The sequence below is a fragment of the Pantoea sp. Taur genome (genome assembly GCF_009830025.1).
Taxonomy (GTDB): Bacteria; Pseudomonadota; Gammaproteobacteria; order Enterobacterales; family Enterobacteriaceae; genus Pantoea; species Pantoea communis.
The window spans coordinates 136,673-158,311 of record NZ_SZZZ01000003.1 but is presented as its reverse complement, the minus strand read 5'-3'; the positions used below and the strand labels follow the sequence as shown (position 1 = coordinate 158,311).

The following is a 21,639-nucleotide window of genomic DNA, read 5'->3' as shown; positions in this document are numbered from 1 at the left end:
TCGGTAAAACCAAAGCGCACAGGTTCATGATTAGTGGCGGGCTTCAACGTTTAATATCTTCCCAAGGCCCAAAAACTTATTCGCAATAACCAGCATGGCTGCCGTTACCGCAATATAAATCACTGACAGCGCGGCCAGCGTTGGGTCGGCAAATTCACGCACATAGTTGTACATGGCGACCGGCAAGGTCTGTGTTGCCTGGGTGGTAATAAACAGCGACGCGGTAAATTCATTAAAAGAGAGAATCGCAGCAAACATCCAGCCACCAAACAGGCCCGGTAAAATCAACGGCACCGTAATGGTCCACACGACCCGCAGTGGCGAAGCACCCAGACTGGCTGCCGCCATTTCAATACGCTGTTCGAGGTTCTTGAGCGAAACGTAGACGCTGCGCAATACAAATGGCAGCACCAGCACAATATGGCAGAAAATCACCAGCGGATAGCCGCGCCCGAGGCCCAGCTGTGAGACCAGCATCAGCAGTCCTAAACCGATAGTGAAATGCGGGATAAACAGTGGCGACAGTAAAATGCCTTCCAGCACGCGCTTACACGGAAAGGAATAGCGCTCAATGGCAATCGCCAGCGTTGCACCAATGATCACTGCCAGCGAAGATGCCCACGCGGTGACGATCAGTCCGGAATAAAAGCCGTGACGAAAATCATCGTAATTCACCGCACGCTCGAACCAGCGCAGCGACCAGCCTTTGGGCGGGAAAAACAGGACCGCAGTGCTGCTGAACGAAGAGATAAACACCACAATGGTGGGCAGCATGACAAAAATGAGGATGGCGGCCACCAGCAAACGTCCGGCCAGCGTCACCAGTTTATCGTTCATCGAACGGGTCATATTAATGTTCTCCCATAGCGTGCAGGAAGCGGGTCAGGCGTTTCAATGCCATCAGCAGCAGGATGGTCAGAATCAAGCCGGCAATACTCAGCGCGGCGGCAAACGGGAAGTTCATTGACGAGAAACCAAGCTGATACACCATGGTTGCCACGGTGCTTACGCGTCCGCCACCAATCAACTGCGGCGTGGCGAAGGCACTAAAGGTCCAGGCAAATGCCGTGGTCAGACTGGCCACGATACCTGGGATCGATAGTGGAATCGTCACCGTCAATAAGGTACGAACGGGTCCGGCACCGAGACTGGTTGCCGCTTTTTCATAGTCAGGATTGATATGCGACAGCGCCGTGGCCAGCATCAGCACCATGATCGGCATGGTGACGTGCACCAGTGCTACCACCACACCGCTCTGGGTGAACATAAACTGAATCGGTTTTGAGATGATGCCGAGTGCCAGCAGCAGGCTGTTCAGGAAGCCACTGTTTCCCAACACGATAATCCACGAGTAGGTACGCACCACTTCACCGAGAAACAGCGGCGTAATCGCAATAATCAGAATCGTCGATTTGATCCAGGTGGTGCGCGTGCGCACCAGCGCATAGGCCAGTGGGTAACTCATCAACAAGCCAAAGATGGCGGTTTTGGCACTTAACATCACCGTGTTAATAAAAGCATCGGCGTAAATGCTTTTCAGCAGTCCGTTAAAGTTAGCCAGGGTAAATCCGCCCACGTCGAGCGAACCGGGAATATAAGCCCGCACGCTAAACTGCATCACCGCGAACATGGCCACAACCAGTCCGAGTGCTGTCAGTGTGGCGGGAATAATGAACCAGGGTAAGAATGTCGGTTTTCTCGTCATAGACGTTGCTGCCTGAATAAAGTGTTGCTTGTGGGCGGCCTGGTGGCCGCCCGTGATGAACCAATCAGTGAGACATGATGTTTTCAGAGAACCACTGGCGCCATTCGGCTGTTTTCTCGGCACGCAGTTGTGGATCGGTGTTGATGGTGGCATTCCACTGCGCTGGCGTGGTCAACATGCCAGGCAATTTCGCCAGTTCTGGATCGATATGCGCGTTGGTCACCGTTGGGCTGCCACGATAGATCTTCGCCACCTGCTCCTGAATTTCCGGTTTCAGCGCGATATTCATAAACTTGTAGGCCAGATCGGCGTGTTTGGTCCCTTTGTTGATGCCCACGGTGTCCACACCCAAAATGGCACCCTCTTTCGGTATCGCCAGTTTGATGTTCACCCCTTCGGCCATCATGCTGTAGGCATTCATCGACAGCATCACCTGCACAGGTGTTTCACCGGTGGAGATCAACTGCTGGCTGTTAGCGTCATCGGTATAGAAGGATTTGATGTTCGGGATCAGCGCTTTCATCTTCGCTTCGCCCTGCTGCCAGTGTGCGGCATCAGCCCCGGAGAGTTTGGCGGAAACGGCAATGATATGGCTTGGGTCCCAATCTGGCAGGGCCAGCGTGCCCTTCAGCTCTGGTTTCCACAGGTCATTCCAGCTGGTGAAGGTTTCACCTTTCGGTACCAGATCCGGGCGATAGCCGATGGTATAGACATAGCCCCACACGCCAAGGTGATACGGGCTGACCTTCGCCTGCTCAACCAGATTCACCGCGTTAGGAATTTTGCTCATATCGAGCTTTTCAAACAGGCCGCTGTTGGCATACAGATAGCCGACGTGCGCGGTGGTAAAGGTCACATCCGTCTCCGGAGTGCCACCCGCCAGCTTGGCTTTGTTCAAACGATCAATGGTGCCGCCGGTGACAAACTGCACCTCGACGCCGGTTTCTTTGGTGAACTCTTTGGCGATGGTTTCATCAATCAGGTCTTTAAAGCTGCCGCCCCAGGTGCTGACAATCAGCTTGTCGGCGGCCATTGCATTACCTGCAGTTAATACACTCGTCGTCAGCAACGTTAAGGCAAAAATCTTACGCAACATATTCTCGTCCCCAATGAATGAAATGGCTGTAACAGCAATGTGAAACGCGATGCACCAAAACAGTGCTATCGGACTCTTCTGGTGTTGCTGGGATAATGCCGTCGCGAGGTGATTCGGTAAAACAGCCTTTTCCTCGCCCTTGCATCAGAATTTCTGAGGCTAAAAAGGACGCTGCTTTACAACGGATTTTCTTAACCAGTGATGAGGCAGAAGCGAATGGGCGTGAAAGAGCGGTCAGGCGATTATGCTGTTAACCGGCCTCTGGCATGATTAATGCAGGGTCATCGGGACTATTAGAATGACTGGCGCGACATGATCGCGTCGGCGATCCCAGGAGAATCTGCATGCTCAGTCGCATCACCCAGCGTCAGCTGGAATACTTTGTCGCGTCCGGTGAGGCCGGAAGCATTATTGGTGCCTCGGAACGTATTCACGTTTCATCACCGTCGATTTCCGCAGCTATTACACATATTGAATCTGAGCTGGGGGTGCAGCTGTTTGTGCGTCACCATGCGCAGGGCGTCTCCCTGACGGCTATTGGTCATCAAGTGTTAAAAGAGGCCAAGCTGATTCTGGATCAGATGAACAATCTCTATACCATCGCCTCTGAGTCACTCAACAACGTGCGTGGTCCTCTGCGTGTGGGCTGTCTGGATACGCTGGCACCGATGCTGACGCCGGAACTGGTGTTTGGCTTTGGTCGCGCATTTCCTGGCGTGCGTATCACCCTCGTCGAAGGCAACCACGAGCAATTGCTGAAGCAATTACGCTCGGCAGATATCGACATCGCCCTCACTTATGATTTAGTGCCGGCCAATGACGTGGCGTTTAAATCCCTGGCGCAGTTGCCGCCGTATGTGATGGTGGGCGAACATCATCCATTGGCGACACAATCGGCGGTAACCATTCAGGACCTGGCAACGATGCCGATGGTGTTGCTGGATATGCCATGGAGCCGCGAATATTTCCTCGGCCTGTTCAGTGAAGCGGGTGTGGCGCCAAATGTGGTGATGCGCTCGAGCAATATGGAAGTGGTACGCGCCATGGTGGCCAACGGCGTCGGATTTGGCATTGCCAACGTGCGCCCGAAAGCGCACCTGTCACAGGATGGCAAACGACTGATCCGGGTGCGCCTTGCGGGGGTGAACAAGCCGATGCAACTCGGCTATGCCACCATGGCTAACACCCAGCAATCCATGGTGGTGAACGCCTTTGCCGAACGTTGCCAGATGTTCATCTCCGATCAATACATTCCGGGCATGGCAGCCCCGAGCTATTTCGACCCGCAAGTGGTGCGCGTGGCCTGAACCCGCTTAGTATCCGCGTTCCGGGAACACCTGATTGAATACCGCTTCCCCGTGCGCGGCGCGCTGAATATTTTCAGCAACCTGTAACGCTGCGCTGGCGGGAATGGCGACCGAGGCCAGATGGGGGGTGATTAACACATTCTCCATACGCCACAGCGGATCTTCCGGCGGCAACGGTTCGCGGTCAAACACATCCAGCGTAGCTTCGGCAATATCTCCCAATTGTAGCGCGCAGGTCAGCGCAGCCTGATCTACAATCGCGCCGCGTGACACATTGATAAAGGCCGCCCCCTTTGGCAGTTGTGCCAGCCGTTGTTGGCTGAGCAAACCGGTGGTACTCGGCGTTAATGGCAACATCACGACCAAAATGTCGCTCTGACTGAGGAAATCATCCAGCGATGCCAGCCCGCTGCTGCATTCAATACCGGCAATGTTTTTTTGTGAGCGTGACCAGCCGCGCACAGCAAACCCCTGCCGTGCTAATTCCTGCGCCGCAAAAGCCCCCAACTCTCCCAAACCCATCACGCCAACCCGTACGCTTGATGGCACCCGAGGATGAAGGTAGTGCCAGCGCCGCTCGCGTTGCGCCCGTTCAAATGCCGGGATGTCGCGCGCATAGCGCAGCACCGCGAACAGCACATAGCCAGCCATCATCCTGGCCATATCAGGATCGGACAGGCGGATAATCGGGATATCCGGCAGGTCATCGCGACCTACCAGCGAATCAACACCCGCACCGAGATTCACCAACAGCTTAAGATTGCGGTACGGGGCAAAAAAACCGTGCGGCGGTTTCCACGCCAGCGCGAAGTGCACGTCATTGGCGTCCAGAACCTCCTCTGCGCGGCAAATTGTGACACCGGGGAGATGTGGGGCCAGCAGTGCTGACCACTCGGAGTAACTGTCAAACTCGCTGTAAAACACCAGGGTTGTCATGCCACATCCGCCTTAATTAGCGTAACCACCGCATCAATGGCCAGTTCGTAGCCCAACACGCCGAGTCCAGCTATCACACCGGTTGCCGCTTTGGACACCATGGAGTGATGGCGAAACGGCTCGCGCTTCCAGATATTACTCATGTGCGCTTCGATGATCGGGCGATCAAACATCAGCAATGCATCCAGAATTGGCACTGAGCTGTAGGTCAAACCAGCGGCATTGATGATCAGCCCAGCGGCGTTTTGTCGCGCTTCCTGAATCCAGTCGACCAGTACGCCCTCATGGTTACTTTGACGAAAGTGCAATACCACGCCATGTGATGCTGCGCGGCGCTGGCAACGTTCGCCGATGCTGACAAAACTCTCGCTGCCGTAGGTGCCGTTTTTATCCAGGCCGTACAAATTGGCATTGGGTCCATTCAGAAAATAGATTTGCTGTGACATGAAAACTCCTGATTAAACGTGCGGACGCGTTGCGGCCATTGCCGGATGAGCATCAAAACCAGCGAACCATGCGGCAGTCAGCGGATAGCTATCACGCCAGTTAAGCGTTGCGAAACGAAAATCGAGATAGCCCAGTGCACAGCCAATCGCAATCAAACCAATATCATCAGGCTGCGGGCTGAATTGCGAAACCTGTCGTTCGATTTCTGCCAGAGCGGCGGTGACTTTTTTTAACTGCGCGTCGGCCCAGTTTTGCCACTGTTTCTCTTCCGGACGCGCGCTAAATTCATAGCGTGCCAATAAAGCGGCATCGATTAAGCCATCGCCCAATGACTGTCTTGTCAGGCTTTGCCAGCGTGCATCCCCGGTTGCGGGGAACAGCGTGCCTTGTGACAGCGTGTTCAGATATTCACAAATGACGCGGCTGTCATACAGACAAAGTCCATGATGGGTTCGCAATGCGGGCACTTTCGCCAGAGGATTAAACGCCGCGATGCGCTCATCCCGTTCGATAGGGTGTGCGGCTGAATCCAGCCACGCGATCGCGTCAGCTAACCCCAGCACCTGCGCACAGACCATGACTTTACGTACATACGCCGAGGTGCTGGCGTAGAAGAGTTGCATCATGGCGCCACCTTTAACAGCACTTTGCCGATGTTGGCGTTGGCTTCAAGAATGCGATGGGCGTCGGCGGCCTGTGCCAGCGGTAGTGTCGTATGAATGATCGGGGAAATCCTTCCGCTCGCCATCAGTGGCAACAGGTGTTTGCTGATGTTCTGCGCCAGCCGTGCTTTCTCTGCGGCGCTTTTGGGACGCAAGGTGGATGACGTCAGGCTTAACCCTTTGCGCATCACCAGCTGTAAGTCGAGCTCAACTTTCGCCCCCTGTATAAACGACAAACTCACGTGGCGTCCGCCGGGTGCCAGAGCGCTGAGGTTGCGTGCCACGTAATCGCCGCCTACGTTATCCAGCACCACATCCACACCGCGGCCCTGGGTTTCATCCTCAATAACGGAAACAAAGTCTTCGTGATGTCGGTCAATGGCACGACAAACACCGAGTTGCTGTAGCGCGGCGATTTTATCGGCACCGCCTGCGGTGGCGAATACCTTTGCTCCGCACGCCTGAGCGCATTGAATCGCAAAGGTCCCGACGCCGCTGGCAGCACCATGGATCAATACGGTTTCACCCGGCTGCAGACGGCCCAGCTCGAACAGGTTGTGCCAGACGGTAAACGCGGCTTCCGGCACGCCAGCGGCCTGATCCAACGGCAAGCTATCCGGAACGCTCAGGCAGAGTTCGGCACGCGCGACACAATAGTCGGCGTATCCGCCACCGTTGAGTAACGCCATCACGGCGCTCCCGATTCTCGGGTATTCGACACCCGCGCCGAGTGCGACCACGGTGCCTGAGACTTCCAGCCCGAGAATATCGGTGGTGCCTGGCGGTAGCGGCATACCGTTACGCTGCATAATATCCGGGCGATTAACGCCGGCACAGCTGACGCGAATCAACACTTCTCCAGCCGCCGGTTGCGGCACAGGACGGCTGACTGATGCCAGTACTTCAGGACCGCCGGGCTGGCGTGCTATTACGGCGTTCATCATTTCAGGTAACATCGATTATCCTTGCTTCGCCGCGCTAAACGCACAAACACCTTCATCATCAACGCTCACGCCCACCACACTGCCAACCGGCCAGCGAGTCAGGGAATCGAGTCCCGATTGGCGCGCAAATAACGCCGCGCTGCCCAATGCTGGTGCATCAAGATGCACATCCACATGATCGCCCTGGAATACATGGGTAATCACTGTGGCACTGAACAGGGAGTGTGGGCTTAGGGGGGCCAGTTGCAGGTTTTCTGGGCGCATGTAGACATCAAGACGTTCGCCCACATGGGCATTTACTCGCTCTGCCGGAAGACGCAGTTTATTGCCACCTAGCTCAATAACGGCGGTGCTGTCGCGGCCAGCGTAATGGCCTGGCAAGATATTCACATCGCCGACAAATCCCGCGACAAAAGGATCCTGCGGACGGCGATAGATGTCATCCGGGGTACCAATCTGGCGAACGTGTCCAGCAGACATCACCACTACCCGGTCACTCATGCTCAGCGCTTCGCCCTGATCGTGGGTGACAAATACCGTGGTGACGCCGAGTTTGCGCTGAATCGCTTTTAACTCGACCTGCATCGATAGACGCAGATTTTTATCGAGTGCGGAAAACGGCTCATCCAGCAGCAGCACTTTCGGGCGAATCACCAGGGCGCGCGCCAGGGCAACACGCTGTTGCTGTCCACCAGAGAGTTCACGCGGCTTGCGCTGACCGTAGCCCGCCAGTTTGACCAGCGCTAATGCCTGTTCCACGCGCTCAGCGATTTCCGTTTTGGGCACACCGCGCATGCGCAAACCATAACCGACATTCTTCTCGACGGTCATATGCGGGAACAGCGCGTAGTTCTGGAAGACGATGCCGATTTCACGCTGGTAAGGGGGGATCTCGGTGACCAGATCACCATCAATAAAGATCTCGCCGCCATCTGCTTCGGCGAAGCCTGCCATCAGGTTCAGTAGTGTGGTTTTGCCACAGCCTGATGGGCCGAGCAGCGTAATAAACTCACCCTCTTCGATGGTTAACGAAATTTTGTGTAGCGCTATGGCATCGCCAAAGCGTTTAAGTACGCCATCCAGTTGCACGGCAACGTTGGCTTTATTGGCTACAGGATGCAGCACGTCGGGCTGCGGGAACGGGGTGACTTCTGCACTGACCATGGACTCTCCAGAAACGGGCTATCTTTGCTTAACACCAGCATACGGTGAATGCGTGCATCATGCGGTTAGTGCTTCCTGAAGCTGGTGTTTGGAAAAGTTAAAGCAGGCAAATCGGCTGCGCGCGGCCTGATAACCGCGCCCTTCAGCCTGGTGTGTGATTGATGAAAACAGGGACAAGATAACTGAAGGGTGCGGCTCAAAAAGTATGCGCAATGAGTGACAATGTCACTTCATAGACACATCCACTCCGCTAACCGCCTCAACATGGCATCGCAGGCGGTCAGCTGTTCCAGGCTGATAAACTCATCGGGTTTGTGCCCTTGCGCCATACTGCCAGGACCGCAGATCACACTTGGGATACCAGCCTGATGGAACAAGCCGCCCTCGGTGCCAAAGGCCACCGTGCTAAAGCTGTCGGTACCGGTCAGGTGCGCAATCAAACGCGCTGCGGGACTCTCCGCGTCAGTATATAAACCGGGATAACCACTGATAGATGTGAAACGAATCGACGTGTCGCGATTGACGGCCTGCATCCGGGGCAACAGGTCGCGCTGTGCGTAACGCTCCAGTTCGTCTGCTACCTGTTGCGCATCATCTTTGGGTAAGGTGCGAACTTCAAAATCAAAACTACATTCTGCAGGCACAATATTCAGCGCCCGCCCGCCCTGAATCACGCCGGTTTGCACGGTGGTATAAGGCGGATCAAAACGCGCATCCTGATTTTCCGCAGCAGCCAGTCGCTCACCCATCTCGGTTAGTCGATGAATCAATTTCGCTGCGTACTCGATAGCATTCACGCCTTGTGGCGCATAAGCAGAGTGGCACGCCGCGCCCTGCACTTCACATCGCATGCCCAGTTTGCCTTTGTGGCCTAAAACCGGTTGCAGCTCGGTGGGTTCGCCGATGAGGCAAATGTCCGGCTTTTCCGGGCGCAGCGCTAACGCATCCAGCAAGGTTCTGACGCCGAGGCAACCCACTTCTTCGTCATAAGAGATCGCCAGATGCAGCGGCTGAGTGAGAGGTTGTGCCAGAAAATGCGGTACGGCCGACAGCATACAGGCGATAAATCCCTTCATATCCGCGGTGCCGCGCCCGTAGAGTTTACCGTCACGCTCGGTCAGCGCAAAAGGCGGAACGCTCCACGCTTGCCCATCCACAGGTACCACATCGCTGTGCCCTGAGAGCATCACACCGCCCTTGCCAGCAGGACCGAGCCTGGCATAAAGATTGGCTTTACTGCGCTCAGCGTTATGAATCAGTTCGCAGTTCACACCCAGATCGGTCAGATAGCGCCAGACAAAATCGATCAGCGCCAGATTGGATTCGCGGCTGGTGGTATCAAAGGCTACCAACTGAGCCAGTAACGTACGGCTGGTCACCATAGAAGTTCCTTGCATCACTCGTCGCCCGGCACGCCATAGCTGGGGGCTTTTGTCGGATCCAACGCGCGGACCACGTAATCCTGCATTTGTGGCTGATATGCCTGCCACAGTGTGCTGAGTTCATCGATAGGATTGGCCTCCGTCCAGTCAATGCGCAGGTCAACGATTGGCCAGACAGGTTCAGCCACAATCGACAGTGCTGCTGAATGCACCGGCCCAGCTTCGCCTCCCGCCGTCATACCGGCTTGCATGGCACACAGAAGGCGATCGGCGAGGTGCCCCTCGCTCCGCTCAAAGGCGTTAACCATCGCGACAATCACCTCGGTATTGGCGAGTAAATTTCCTGCCGCCACACATTCCACGCCACTCAAAGCATGGTTCACTCCCAAGGTTTTTTCTCCGCTGAAGCAGGCACTTTGCCCATCAGCCGCCAGCACGGTGACCTGGCGATATTGATGATATTCGTCAGACGCCAGCCCGGCGGCTAAGGCGGCCTGAGCAGATTTTCCCTGCTGCAACTGGTCAAGAATGCGCGGGCCCAGCGCCGGTAAGGTGATGTTCTGTGTGGAAACGGCGCCCACCTGGGTGCGTAACCAAGGGCAGCGCGCGCCGACGGCAATACTGGATGAGCTAATGGCGATACCCATCTGCCCGGTCTCAGCACAGCGTCCTACAATCGATAACGTCATGATCAGGCTCCTGCTTGTGGCTGCCAGTCGTCCGGGATAACCGCGATTACATCAATTTCCATCAGCCACTGCGGCTGACCCAGCCCTGAAATCACCAGTCCGGTTGAGATCGGATACACACCCTTCAGCCATTTACCCACGACCTGATAAACCGGCTCACGATAACGCGGGTCAATAATATAGGTGGTGGTTTTTACGATGTGTGACAGGTCGCTGCCCGCCTCTTCCAGCAGCTGCTTGACGTTTTTCATCGCCTGATCGGCCTGTGCAGCCGGATCGCCAAGCCCAATCAGATTGCCCTCGAAGTCAGTGCCAATCTGACCGCGTACGTAAACGGTATTCCCGGCACGCACAGCCTGGCAAAGATCGTTGTCGAGGTTTTGGTTAGGGTACGTTTCTTTGGTGTTGAATTTGCGGATGCGTGTATGTGTGCTCATGTCTGCCTGCGGAGATGAATGGATGTCCCGCAAGGTATACCGCGCGACGCGCAGCAGACAAAACAGCATTAACCGAGGTGTTGGTTTTGAAAATCCTAATCCAGTGAATCAATGGCTATCTGCCATGAATGGCAGATAGTTTTCGTTAGCTTTGCCACTTATTCATCAACAATGACACCAGCTCACCCGCAGGCATTTCACGTGCCAGCGCCGCTCCCTGCCCAGCCCACTGCGCGCCAAAGCCGTGGTGCTGTTTCGCCGCAGCGGCTGCGGCCAGCGCTTTGCCCAGCGAATAGGTCAACGGATAATCCGGTACATCACTGGTGGCGAAGTCACGACTAAAATCGCAGAAATCATTGCGTAGACAGCGCGCCTGACGTCCAGAAATCGCAGCAGTAAGTTCGGTGCCGGTTGCACTGGCCTGTTTCATTGCCGCGCGATACGCCGCGTTTGCCGCCGATTCCGGGCATAACACAAAGGCGGTACCCAACTGCACACCGTTTGCGCCCAGTTGCAACATGGCAGCGATACCTGAACCCTCCATGATGCCACCCGCCGCAATCACCGGATGCGAAGTTTGCTGACGGATCGCCTGCACCAGGGTGAAGGTCGACATTTGATGGTCGAAAGCCTGAGGATCAAAATGCCCGCGATGCCCGCCTGCTTCAATCCCCTGCGCCACGATGAAATCAATGCCGCTGCGCGCGATGGTCAATGCTTCTGCCACACTGGTCGCGGTGGCCAGCAACACGATCCCACGTTCCTTGAGTCGTTGAATCACTGCCGAAGAAGGGATGCCAAAATGAAAGCTCACTGCTGCCGGCGCCGCCTGCTCAATCACGTTGAGCATCGCGTCATTATTCAGGAAGGTTTGATAGATCTCCGAGAGAGTCGAAGGTAACTCGGCTTCATAACGCGCAAACAACGGCGCAAAGCGATTAATCCACGCCTGCTCGCGTTCAACGTCGCGTACCGCTGGCGCATGGCAAAAGAGGTTGACGTTGATGGGGCCTCGGGTGAGCGCCTGCGTTTGCGCGATCATCACCGCTGCCTGTTCGGGAGTGGAGGCCCCCACACCGATAGAACCTAGCGCACCGGCATTGGTGACGGCGGCGGCCATTTCAGGGGTGGAGACGCCCGCCATCGGTGCCTGAATAAGCGGGTATTGCAGCTGAAGCGCCTGACACAGGGCGTTCGTCATGTTGCTATTCCTTTGATTTTGCAGTTGGGCACAGCTAAATTCCCCTTCTGCGGCAGAGAAATCAACCCAAAATTTGGACCAGGAACCTCAACAGCACAGCGTGCAACGTAGAACGGTAAACCAAACGAGGGAATGAGACTAATTCGCAGGAGATAAACAGAGAGGGCTAGTTGCGCCCTCTGGAGAGTTAATAATTGAATTTACGTTTCTCTTCATCTTTTGCATTGGGCGCGGCAATTAAATTCCACAGCGCTTTGCCGAGACGCAACAGGCTTTTACCCGGTTTGATGTAGGAATTTTCAATGATGCCATTACTTACCGCGCAGAATATCACATCAATTTTCTTCACACTTCCTTTGGCGCGATGCCTTCCATATGCCTTATGCGGGAGTGCCGTGCGCGCTATCAGATTACAGGTTGACCCTTTCATTTCAGCCTCACAGTATATCCGTGAATTCGTAAGGGAATAATTGCACCAGCACGCAATGTTGGTCAACCTGACACCAAAGTGGAAATAATATGAAAATTCACATCAATATAATATTTATCACCCGCCACCAGACAAACACCCATATTATCAATGATATAATTAATTAACAATTCATTCATATCCTTTTCTTATTTTTGTGAAATGGGACATGATTGATGTTTTTCTTTATACCCAATCTCACGCTTTGAAATTCAGTCGAGTAGTGAAAATAATAAAGCCCACTCCGCATTGATAGCGTGTGGGCTTTACATCAAAAAAGTGAGGGTTATTGAATTAATCTTTCAACATCCCGCCGTCGTTTGCGATAATCGGCGGGCGTTTCACCATACTGTTTTCGGAACCAGGAAATAAGATGTGAAGCATCAGAAAAACCGCATGATTTCGCGACACTGTTAATACTCACATTACTGCTGGTCATTAATTTTCGCGCATGCTCCAGCCGCATTTTACGCCAGTGAACGGCTGCGGTATCACCGGTGCTGTGCAAAAATGCCTGGTTCAGCTGACGAAGGTTAATCTGCATGGCATGCGTCAGGGTTTGCAACGGCTCAGGCGAAGACAGATGCTGCTGCATGTACGCAACGGTGCGCTTCACCAGCTCATCATCATAGTTTTTTAGCTCCCCGCCCATGCTGGAGCGTGCTGTGGAGACTTGCCGCTTTTTACTCTCTTCCATCAACAGGTACTTCTGCACTTTCTTCGCCCGCAACTCACCACAATGCTGCAGGATGATATCCATGGCCAAATCGCGCGCGGTGCCAACCGGACAGGAAATGACCCCGCCGTCACTCAGGTAGGTTTGATCGATCACCGGCGTCACCGAAGGGAAGCGCTGTCGAAATTCATCGCGCGTCGTAAAGTGAATCGCACACTTCTTGCCTTCCAGCAAGCCAGCCTGGGCCGCCATAAAGGTGGCACTGCAAAGGGTAATAATGGGGATACGCCGCGCCTGCAGTGACCGCATCGCTTCCAGCAGCCACGCAGGCGAATCGCGCGTCTCATCAAGCAGGCCACCGGCAAACACCACGTAATCCCACTGATCGTCCAGGTTAAAAGGCGCGGTTGGCGTAATCTGCAAGCCACAGCTGGATGTCACGGGCTGATTGTCACAGCTCATCCACTCCCACTGACAGAAAATCTGACGACTGAGGAAAGACACATCCGCCGCAAAGCGGATGGGTTCGATCAGTTCTGACACGCAGTGCAGCGTGAACTTGTTGATCAGCACAAAGCCGATGCGAATGTCAGGTCGCAGCGGCAATGTCGGTTCGTCAGTGGCTGGATTGGGATAATTGTCCATCTCCACTGCACCTTACCGTGAAAACACCACGGTGCGATTTTCATACAGGAACACTCTGCGCTCGGCATAACACGAGACCGCATGTGCCAGCGTTAAGCGCTCGATATCGCGCCCTTTATCCACCAGATCGTCGGCGTAATCGGCATGACTCACCACCTCGACTTTTTGGCTGATGATCGGCCCTTCATCGAGATCTTCATTGATGAAGTGCGCGGTGGCCCCCACCAGTTTTACCCCCTTGTCATAGGCCTGATGATAAGGCCTGGCCCCTTTGAATCCGGGTAACAAGGAGTGATGGATGTTGATGGCACGACCCGACAGCTTCTGACACATCTCCGCCGACATCACCTGCATGTAACGCGCCAGCACTACCAGTTCCGCCCCCGTCTCCTGTACCACCTGCCAGATTTGTTGCTCCTGTTCCGCACGATTCGCCGCAGATACCGGGAAATAGTGGTAAGGCAAACCATGCCAGGCCACGATGGGCTCCAGCAGCGGATGGTTAGAGATCACCGCTTTGATATCAATGGCCAACTTACCGGCGCGATGGCGATACAACAGATCGTTGAGACAGTGATCGGTTTTCGACACCATGATCACCACCGGCACTTTATAGCCGGGTTCGGTGAGTTCGAACGACATGGCGAAGTCAGCCGCGCGCGTGCTGAATTCATCACGAAATGCCGCCGCATCAAAGTTGTCGGTCTGCGGTTCAAATACGGTGCGGATGAAAAATCGCTGCGCACATTTGTCATCAAAGCTGTGCTGCTCATTAATGTAACAACGCTGTTCCTTAAGAAAGCGCGTGACTACGTCCACGCTGCCCAGTTTACTCGGGCATTGGGCGGTCAAAATCCAGTTGGCATTACTACGACTCATAAAAGACCCTCACATCATTGGCAACTGAGCCGAATGGCGGTGACTTGCAAGCCACCGCGTAAATTGACGACGATGTCCTATCAGGACAGCACGCTAATGCCATATTCCGCGCCGGCATCCAGCAGCCAGCGATAGCTGTAGTCCGCAAAACTGCGGCGCACCACCAGTTCCCAACGATCTTCTGTTGGGCGACGCAGGATCACCGTGATGGTGGCAAAGCAGGTCATCACACCTTTACCTACCGGGAAATTCTGCGGATGAACGTCATACACCACCGATTTTTTCAGCAGATTGATCGCCTGTTCACCGCGCAACTCCAGCAAGGTTTGCCCGCCGCCAATGTTCACAATTGCGTAGTGCGCATCGCCGAGCGCAGCGCGTAACTGCTGCTCAATGGCATACTCTTCACCCTGCGGCACAATCAGCAGCCACTCGTCCGGTGACATCCACTGCGCGCTGTATGCACCGGCTTGCGTCAGGGATAAAGGCTGCGCGGGCAGAGAGAGCTGTAATACGGCGCGCAGCGCTTTATCCAACTCGATAGCCGATCCGCGCAGCGTCAGATGACCGAGGTCAGCGCGCTCGCGCAATGTGATATCAGAGGCGCCCGCTACAGTAGGGATACCCGTTTTGATATAGCTCCACACCAGTGGAGATTCGCCCATCCCCGGCGTCACAGGATGTGCATTAAAGAGGTTGGCAGTGAGGGTCTCAGACATTCTGGCGCTCTCCTTTTGGATCGATAAACACGGAGCTAACAATTTTGGCTTCAGTGAATTGACCGTCTGAACTGGCGAGCCAGACGGTTTCGCCCATGCGGTGATGTCCGCGTGTCACCACGGCCATGGCAAAGCCGCTGTCCAGCGTCGGGCTGTAGTAACTGGAGGTGACGTGGCCATACATCGGCACAGGCACCGCGTGCTGCGGATCGAACACCACCTGCGCCCCCTCTTCCAGCACCACTTTAGGATCTTTCGGTAACAGCCCCACCAGTTGTTTGCGATCCTCGCGCAGCACATCGGATCGGGTGTGCGATCGTTTGCCGATCCACGAGAACGGTTTGTCGTTGCCCACACACCACTCCATGCCGAGATCGTGCGGTGTCATTGATCCGTCGGTGTCCTGACCGCCAATAATGAACCCCTTCTCCGCACGCAATACGTGCATGGTTTCTGTCCCATAAGGGGTGAGGTTGTATTTCTTGCCGTGCGCGAACAGTACTTGCCAGACATGCAACGCATAGTTGGCTTGCACGTTGATTTCATACGCCAACTCGCCGGTGAACGAGATGCGGAACACGCGAGCCGGAACATCCGCCACCTTGCCTTCACGCCAGTCCATAAACTTAAAGCTGTCTCGCGCTAAATCGATATCGCTGAACTCCGCCAGCAGATCGCGGGCTTTAGGCCCGGTGACAGTGATGGTGGCCCAGTGATCGGTGACCGAGTTGAAGTAAACTTGCAATTCAGGCCACTCGGTTTGATGCCAGAGTTCCAGCCACTCCAGCACGGTGGCGGCATTGCCGGTGCTGGTGGTCATCAGGAAGTGATTCTGGCCAAGGCAGCTGGTGGTGCCGTCATCAAACACCATGCCATCGTCGCGACACATCAGGCCGTAGCGCACACGGCCCACCGGCAGTTTGGCCCACTTATTGGTGTAGACGCGTTCGAGGAATTCACGCGCATCCGGCCCCTGAATATCGATTTTGCCGAGGGTTGAGGCATCGAGTACGCCGACGCTTTCACGCACTGCGCGACATTCACGCACCACCGCCTGGTGCATCGTCTCCAGTTGGCCATTGACGCGCTGCGGGAAGTACCATGGGCGCTTCCACTGCCCAACATCTTCGAACATCGCACCCTTTTCCACGTGCCACTGATGCAGCGCGGTATAGCGTTCCGGCTGGAACAGCTCGTTGCAGTGGCGTCCGGTCACTGCGCCAAAGGCCACAGGCGTGTAGTTGGGGCGGAACATGGTGGTGCCAACGTCAGGAATGCTGCGGTTCAATACCCGCGCCGCAATCGCCAGGCCATTAATGTTGCCGAGTTTGCCCTGATCGGTGCCGAAACCCATGACAGTGTAACGTTTGATATGTTCAATCGATTCAAAGCCTTCACGCGTGGCCAGCTCAATGGAAGCGGCCGTTACGTCATTCTGCAAATCGACAAACTGTTTCGGTGCGCGCATGGTGGTTTTCATGTGCGGCACCTGGTACAGCGCCAGCGCCGAGCCATCACGACGCGCCCGTGTTTGCGGCAGCGCCATCGGTTGCGGTGTGCCTCCGGTCTCTTCAGCAGCACGTTTTCCCGCCTCGAAACCGCTGCTGAGCACGTCAGGCAAGCTATAGATGCCCTGCGCGCCTCCCACTACCCTCATCCCTTTTACCTGGGGCGCCACAAAACCGAGGATATCGTCACGCCACTGCGGGCGCCCGCCGGTATGTGATGCGAGATGGATGACCGGACTGTAGCCACCCGAGCTGGCGACGGTGTCGCACACCAGACGCGTGGCGCTACCGACCACCACAAAGCTTTCGCTGTTGATTCGGGCGATATCGACACTGCGCACGCGCGTAGCGCCCTGCGCTTCAATCACCGCGCTGCCGGTCATGATGGTGATGCCTTTGAGACGCGCCTGTTTCACCAACTCGCCGTCCGGACTCGGACGCGCATCAGCAATTGCCACCACTTCACGCCCGCTCTCCAGCCAGTCCAGCGCTGCACGGTAGCCGTCATCATTGCTGGTGGAGACCACCAGTTTGTTGCCCGGCACGACGCCATAGCGATGGATATAGGTGGAAACCGCACCCGCCAGATAGTTACCGGGAATGTCGTTGCCGCTGTACACCAATGGACGCTCATGCGCGCCGGTGGCCAGCACTACCCGTCCGGCACGTACCCGGTGCATACGTTGACGCGCCTGTTTGTGGCCCTTGATAACTGGCGCAGTGATCGACAGGTGATCGGTGCGACGCTCAAGTAGCGTGACAAAGTTATGGTCGTGATAGCCGTTGGCGGTGGTTTTCGCCAGCAGCTGTACGTTGTCCAGCGCCTGCAAGGTTTGCAGCACATCGCGGGCCCACAGCGCGGCGCCTTTCTCATCAATGATTTCACGGCTGTCGAGCAGGCTGCCGCCCATCTCTTCCTGCTCATCCACCAGGATCACGCGCACCCCACTGCGCCCTGCGGCCAGCGCCGCAGCCAGTCCGGCTGGGCCAGCGCCAATCACCAGCACATCGCAGTGCTGATTGAAGTGATCATAAATATCGGGATCGGCGACAGTTGGGCTACGGCCCAGACCGGCCCCTTTACGAATGTATTTTTCGTAGGTTTTCCACATCGACGCCGGCTGTTTGAAGGTTTTGTAGTAGAAACCTGGCGGCATAAAACGCCCACCGATTTTGCCTACCACGCCCATCAAATCGCGATCGACATTCGGCCAGCCGTTGGTGCTGGCGGCTTCCAGCCCCTGGTAGAGCGCTTGTTGGGTAGCACGCACGTTGGGGATCTGCTCCTGTTCCGCGCCACCGAGCTGTACCACGGCGTTCGACTCTTCCGCACCGGCCGCAACAATGCCGCGTGGTCGGGAGTATTTAAAGCTGCGATTGACCACATCAATGCCGTTGGCGATCAGTGCTGATGCCAGGGTGTCACCAACGAAACCTTCCAGCGTTTTGCCATTGAAAGTGAAAGTGATTTTGCGGCTGCGATCGATGCGACCGCCCTGTTTGAGGCGATTGACCTGGCTCATGATGCGCCTCCGGCCTGCACTTTTACGTTCTCATTGGCCGCTTCTCGTGCTTCCTGGCGCACCGGTAAGGTCACCACTTCTGCCTGCACGTTTTTGCCTGGCTGCTCACCGATTTTGTAGGTTTCCAGGATCTCGTAGGTCACGGTATTGCGCGTGATATTAAAGAATTTTCGGCAACCCACCGCGTGCACCCAGAGTTCGTGATGCACGCCGCGTGGATTATCACGGAAGAACAAATAGTCGCCCCACTCTTCGTCACTGCAAGCTTCCGGATCCTTAGGGCGCGCCAGATGTGCCGGGCCTTTGGCATGAAACTCTTCTTCTTCGCGATGCTCCTGGCACCACGGACAATAAATATGAAACATGTTGTCTTTCTCCCGAACAATAATCAGTGCGCAACGGCCGCAGCGCCGTGCTCATCCACCAGAGCGCCGGTGTGGAAACGGTCAATAGAGAACGGTGCCGCCAGAGGGTGCATCTCACGTTTAGCCAGACTGGCGGCAAACACATGCGCCGATCCCGGTGTCGCTTTAAAGCCGCCGGTGCCCCAGCCACAGTTGAAATAGAGGCCGTTGACCTTAGTTTTCGAGATGATCGGACTGGCATCTGGCGTGGTATCTACAATGCCGCCCCATTGGCGGTTCATGCGCACGCGCGAGAAGGCCGGGAACATCTCAACAATCGCCTGCAGGGTGTGTTCGATAATCGGATAGCTGCCGCGCTGGCCGTAACCGGTGTAACCATCAATGCCCGCACCAATCACCAGATCGCCTTTATCGGACTGGCTGATGTAACCGTGTACGTGGTTCGACATCACCACCGTGTTGACCACCGGTTTGAGCGGTTCGGAGACCAGTGCCTGCAAAGGATGTGATTCCAGCGGCAGTTTGATGCCGGCCATATTGGCCAGCACGCCCGAGTTACCCGCCACCACGCAGCCCACCGTCTTCGCTTCGATATCACCGCGATTGGTGTGCACGCCGTAAATCTGGCCGTCACGGATCATCAGGCCGGTGACTTCGGTCTGTTGCAGGATATCCACGCCATGCGCATCTGCGCCGCGAGCAAAGCCCCACGCCACCGCATCATGACGCGCCACACCGCCGCGCGGTTGCCAGGAAGCGCCCATGATTGGGAAACGTGCGCGAGCAGAGCAATCCAGCAGCGGTTCAAGATCCTGTACGCCGCGAGTATCCAGGACTTCACCGTCAATGCCATTCAGGCGGTTGGCGTTGACACGTCGCTGGATATCACGCATGTCCTGCAGGGTGTGCCCCAGATTCAACACGCCACGTTGCGAGAACATCACGTTGTAGTTCAGCTCCTGAGTCAGCCCTTCCCACAATTTCACGGAGTGCTCGAACAGCGCGGCGGCTTCATCCCACAGATAGTTCGAGCGCACGATGGTGGTATTACGCGCGGTGTTACCGCCGCCCAGCCAACCTTTCTCGATCACCGCCACATTGCGGATACCAAACTCTTTTGCCAGGTAATAAGCCGTCCCTAAGCCATGTCCGCCCCCGCCGATGACGATCACGTCGTAGGACTTTTTCGGCGTGGGGTTGCGCCACATGCGCTGCCAGTTTTCGTGATAACTCAGTCCGTGGCTAATCAGCCCGAAACCAGAAAAACGTTGCATACTCGTCTCCTAAAACTCCCGGCCTGAGCCGGGAAAAATGGTCAGGCAATGGCTTTTTTGGCGATAGCCTGTGGTGAATGCTCGCCATACACCGGATGTCTGGCACACAGCTCTGATACGTTGAAACGCACCCAGGCTTCGATGTTGTCGCTGTTCTGTTTCAGCGCCAGCACATCAAGGATGTCGCAAATCCAGCCCGCCAGGGTCTCGCACTCCTTCTCGCCAAAGCCGCGCGTGGTCACGGCTGGCGTGCCGATGCGTAAACCGGAGGTCACAAACGGGCTTTGTGGATCGTTGGGCACGGAATTTTTATTCACGGTGATATGCGCGCGGCCCAGGGCAGCATCGGCCTCTTTGCCGGTGATCTCCTGACCAATCAGCGAGACCAGGAACAGATGGTTGTCAGTGCCGCCTGACACCACGTCGTAGCCGCGTTTGATGAACACTTTCGCCATGGTTTTGGCGTTATCGATCACCTTGGCCTGGTAGTGAATGAAGTCCTGCTCCATCGCTTCACGGAAGGCCATCGCTTTGGCAGCAATCACGTGCATCAACGGGCCGCCCTGCTGGCCAGGGAACACCGCAGAGTTGAGTTTTTTGTACAGCGCTTCATCACCGTTCGCTGAAAGAATCAGACCACCGCGCGGGCCGCGCAGGGTTTTGTGCGTGGTGGTGGTCACCACATGTGCATGCGGTAACGGGTTGGGATAACAGCGAGCAGCGACCAGACCCGCCACGTGCGCCATATCCACCATCAGCCAGGCGCCAACGCTATCGGCGATTTCGCGGAAGCGTTTCCAGTCAACGATGCGCGAATAAGCAGAGAAACCGGCCACAATCAGTTTCGGCTGGTGCTCCTTTGCCAGGCGCTCCACTTCCTGATAATCAATCTCACCGGTTTCGGCATTCAAACCGTATTGCACGGCGTTGTAGTGCTTACCGGAGACATTCGGTGCGGCGCCATGGGTTAAGTGACCGCCGTGCGCCAGGCTCATGCCGAGAATGGTGTCGCCGGGTTTGATCAACGCCATAAACACCGCGGCGTTCGCCTGAGCACCGGAATGGGGCTGCACGTTGGCGTAATCCGCACCAAACAGCAGGCAGGCGCGTTCAATCGCTAAACGTTCGATGGTGTCGACATGTTCGCAGCCGCCGTAGTAGCGTTTTCCCGGATAGCCTTCAGCATATTTGTTGGTGAGCTGGCTGCCCTGCAGCGACATGACCTGGGAGCTGGCATAATTTTCCGAGGCGATTAATTCGATGTGTGTTTCCTGTCGCACCAGCTCACCCACTACGGCGGCAAACAGTTGTGGATCGGCACTGTTCAAATCATTTGCATTCATTGCTACACCCTCATCATCAGGATTAGTGGCCAAATTCAGTACGTTTTCACACTACTGAATATCGCCGGGTGCAAGCTTGAACGTTTGCGACATTTAATATGACAAAATCGCGACAACCATTATTTATCAATGATTTAATTTTTTAAGGTGATTTGTATTGTTTGAGGTGCATCACGATTGGATAAGAAAATGTGATGTCTGAATGGAAATGCTTAAATCGGGTGGGAGGAAAAAATTAAGTAAATCAGTGGGTAATCATTTTTTGCAG

The 21,639-nt window shown here is 55.5% G+C and carries 21 protein-coding genes; 1 reads left to right on the top strand and 20 read right to left on the bottom strand.

All coding sequences use genetic code 11. The features are described 5' to 3' along the window. Positions 1 to 30: 30 nt before the first annotated feature. The 3 genes from FD744_RS05360 to FD744_RS05350 form a co-directional block, all read right to left on the bottom strand. Entirely contained in the window at positions 31 to 849 is an 819-nt protein-coding gene (locus FD744_RS05360; protein WP_160867577.1) for an ABC transporter permease, read from the bottom strand. A gap of 1 nt (position 850) precedes the next feature. Continuing rightward, positions 851 to 1,705, bottom strand: a complete 855-nt coding sequence (locus tag FD744_RS05355) for an ABC transporter permease (RefSeq protein WP_097119146.1) — start codon at positions 1,703 to 1,705, stop codon at positions 851 to 853. A gap of 64 nt (positions 1,706 to 1,769) precedes the next feature. Continuing rightward, positions 1,770 to 2,801 carry an ABC transporter substrate-binding protein gene (locus FD744_RS05350; protein ID WP_058961376.1) on the bottom strand — a complete coding sequence of 344 codons (1,032 nt, stop codon included), beginning with the start codon at positions 2,799 to 2,801 and terminating at the stop codon, positions 1,770 to 1,772. A gap of 344 nt (positions 2,802 to 3,145) precedes the next feature. Here FD744_RS05350 and FD744_RS05345 point away from each other — a divergent pair, with 344 nt between their 5' ends. After that, a complete protein-coding gene (locus FD744_RS05345) occupies positions 3,146 to 4,108 on the top strand; it encodes a LysR family transcriptional regulator (protein ID WP_045815580.1) in 963 nt (320 codons plus the stop codon). A 6-nt stretch (positions 4,109 to 4,114) separates the two neighbouring features. Here FD744_RS05345 and FD744_RS05340 read toward each other — a convergent pair whose 3' ends face one another. The 17 genes from FD744_RS05340 to glyA form a co-directional block, all read right to left on the bottom strand. Next, positions 4,115 to 5,044 carry a glyoxylate/hydroxypyruvate reductase A gene (locus tag FD744_RS05340; protein WP_160867576.1) on the bottom strand — a complete coding sequence of 310 codons (930 nt, stop codon included), beginning with the start codon at positions 5,042 to 5,044 and terminating at the stop codon, positions 4,115 to 4,117. After that, positions 5,041 to 5,490 carry a type II 3-dehydroquinate dehydratase gene (locus FD744_RS05335; protein ID WP_160867575.1) on the bottom strand — a complete coding sequence of 150 codons (450 nt, stop codon included), beginning with the start codon at positions 5,488 to 5,490 and terminating at the stop codon, positions 5,041 to 5,043. The genes FD744_RS05340 and FD744_RS05335 overlap by 4 nt, the downstream gene beginning before the upstream one ends. A 12-nt stretch (positions 5,491 to 5,502) precedes the next feature. Then, positions 5,503 to 6,117 (bottom strand): glutathione S-transferase N-terminal domain-containing protein, encoded by a 615-nt coding sequence (locus FD744_RS05330; protein WP_160867574.1) that lies wholly within the window; start codon positions 6,115 to 6,117, stop codon positions 5,503 to 5,505. Then, on the bottom strand, positions 6,114 to 7,109 hold the full coding sequence (locus FD744_RS05325) for an NAD(P)H-quinone oxidoreductase (RefSeq protein ID WP_160867573.1): 996 nt from the start codon (positions 7,107 to 7,109) through the stop codon (positions 6,114 to 6,116). The genes FD744_RS05330 and FD744_RS05325 overlap by 4 nt, the downstream gene beginning before the upstream one ends. 3 nt (positions 7,110 to 7,112) lie before the next feature. Continuing rightward, positions 7,113 to 8,261 carry an ABC transporter ATP-binding protein gene (locus tag FD744_RS05320; RefSeq protein ID WP_160867572.1) on the bottom strand — a complete coding sequence of 383 codons (1,149 nt, stop codon included), beginning with the start codon at positions 8,259 to 8,261 and terminating at the stop codon, positions 7,113 to 7,115. A 230-nt stretch (positions 8,262 to 8,491) separates the two neighbouring features. Continuing rightward, on the bottom strand, positions 8,492 to 9,643 hold the full coding sequence (gene argE, locus FD744_RS05315; protein ID WP_160867796.1) for an acetylornithine deacetylase: 1,152 nt from the start codon (positions 9,641 to 9,643) through the stop codon (positions 8,492 to 8,494). 14 nt (positions 9,644 to 9,657) lie between these two features. Then, positions 9,658 to 10,332 (bottom strand): DUF1028 domain-containing protein, encoded by a 675-nt coding sequence (locus tag FD744_RS05310; RefSeq protein WP_160867571.1) that lies wholly within the window; start codon positions 10,330 to 10,332, stop codon positions 9,658 to 9,660. A gap of 2 nt (positions 10,333 to 10,334) precedes the next feature. Beyond that, on the bottom strand, positions 10,335 to 10,769 hold the full coding sequence (locus FD744_RS05305; RefSeq protein ID WP_045815588.1) for a RidA family protein: 435 nt from the start codon (positions 10,767 to 10,769) through the stop codon (positions 10,335 to 10,337). A gap of 145 nt (positions 10,770 to 10,914) precedes the next feature. Further along, the gene (locus FD744_RS05300) at positions 10,915 to 11,970 is read right to left on the bottom strand and encodes a nitronate monooxygenase family protein (protein WP_160867570.1); all 1,056 of its coding nucleotides are present in this window, start codon (positions 11,968 to 11,970) and stop codon (positions 10,915 to 10,917) included. Between the two features lie 187 nt (positions 11,971 to 12,157). Continuing rightward, positions 12,158 to 12,319 (bottom strand): hypothetical protein, encoded by a 162-nt coding sequence (locus FD744_RS05295; protein ID WP_155287984.1) that lies wholly within the window; start codon positions 12,317 to 12,319, stop codon positions 12,158 to 12,160. Positions 12,320 to 12,725: 406 nt separating this feature from the next. After that, entirely contained in the window at positions 12,726 to 13,760 is a 1,035-nt protein-coding gene (locus FD744_RS05290) for a GlxA family transcriptional regulator (RefSeq protein ID WP_160867569.1), read from the bottom strand. A 12-nt stretch (positions 13,761 to 13,772) separates the two neighbouring features. Further along, a complete protein-coding gene (gene purU, locus FD744_RS05285) occupies positions 13,773 to 14,639 on the bottom strand; it encodes a formyltetrahydrofolate deformylase (protein WP_160867568.1) in 867 nt (288 codons plus the stop codon). Between the two features lie 80 nt (positions 14,640 to 14,719). After that, positions 14,720 to 15,358: a sarcosine oxidase subunit gamma gene (locus FD744_RS05280; RefSeq protein WP_160867567.1), complete on the bottom strand. Its 639-nt coding sequence runs from the start codon at positions 15,356 to 15,358 to the stop codon at positions 14,720 to 14,722. Then, positions 15,351 to 18,389, bottom strand: a complete 3,039-nt coding sequence (locus tag FD744_RS05275; protein WP_160867566.1) for a sarcosine oxidase subunit alpha family protein — start codon at positions 18,387 to 18,389, stop codon at positions 15,351 to 15,353. The genes FD744_RS05280 and FD744_RS05275 overlap by 8 nt, the downstream gene beginning before the upstream one ends. Then, complete coding sequence (locus FD744_RS05270) at positions 18,386 to 18,754, bottom strand: sarcosine oxidase subunit delta (RefSeq protein WP_034824015.1); 369 nt, start codon at positions 18,752 to 18,754, stop codon at positions 18,386 to 18,388. Before FD744_RS05270 ends, FD744_RS05275 begins: the two co-directional genes overlap by 4 nt. Before the next feature lie 23 nt (positions 18,755 to 18,777). Then, positions 18,778 to 20,028, bottom strand: coding sequence for a sarcosine oxidase subunit beta family protein (locus tag FD744_RS05265; RefSeq protein ID WP_160867565.1), 1,251 nt, complete (start codon positions 20,026 to 20,028; stop codon positions 18,778 to 18,780). A gap of 41 nt (positions 20,029 to 20,069) precedes the next feature. Then, positions 20,070 to 21,371 carry a serine hydroxymethyltransferase gene (gene glyA / locus FD744_RS05260; protein ID WP_160867564.1) on the bottom strand — a complete coding sequence of 434 codons (1,302 nt, stop codon included), beginning with the start codon at positions 21,369 to 21,371 and terminating at the stop codon, positions 20,070 to 20,072. Positions 21,372 to 21,639: the final 268 nt, after the last annotated feature.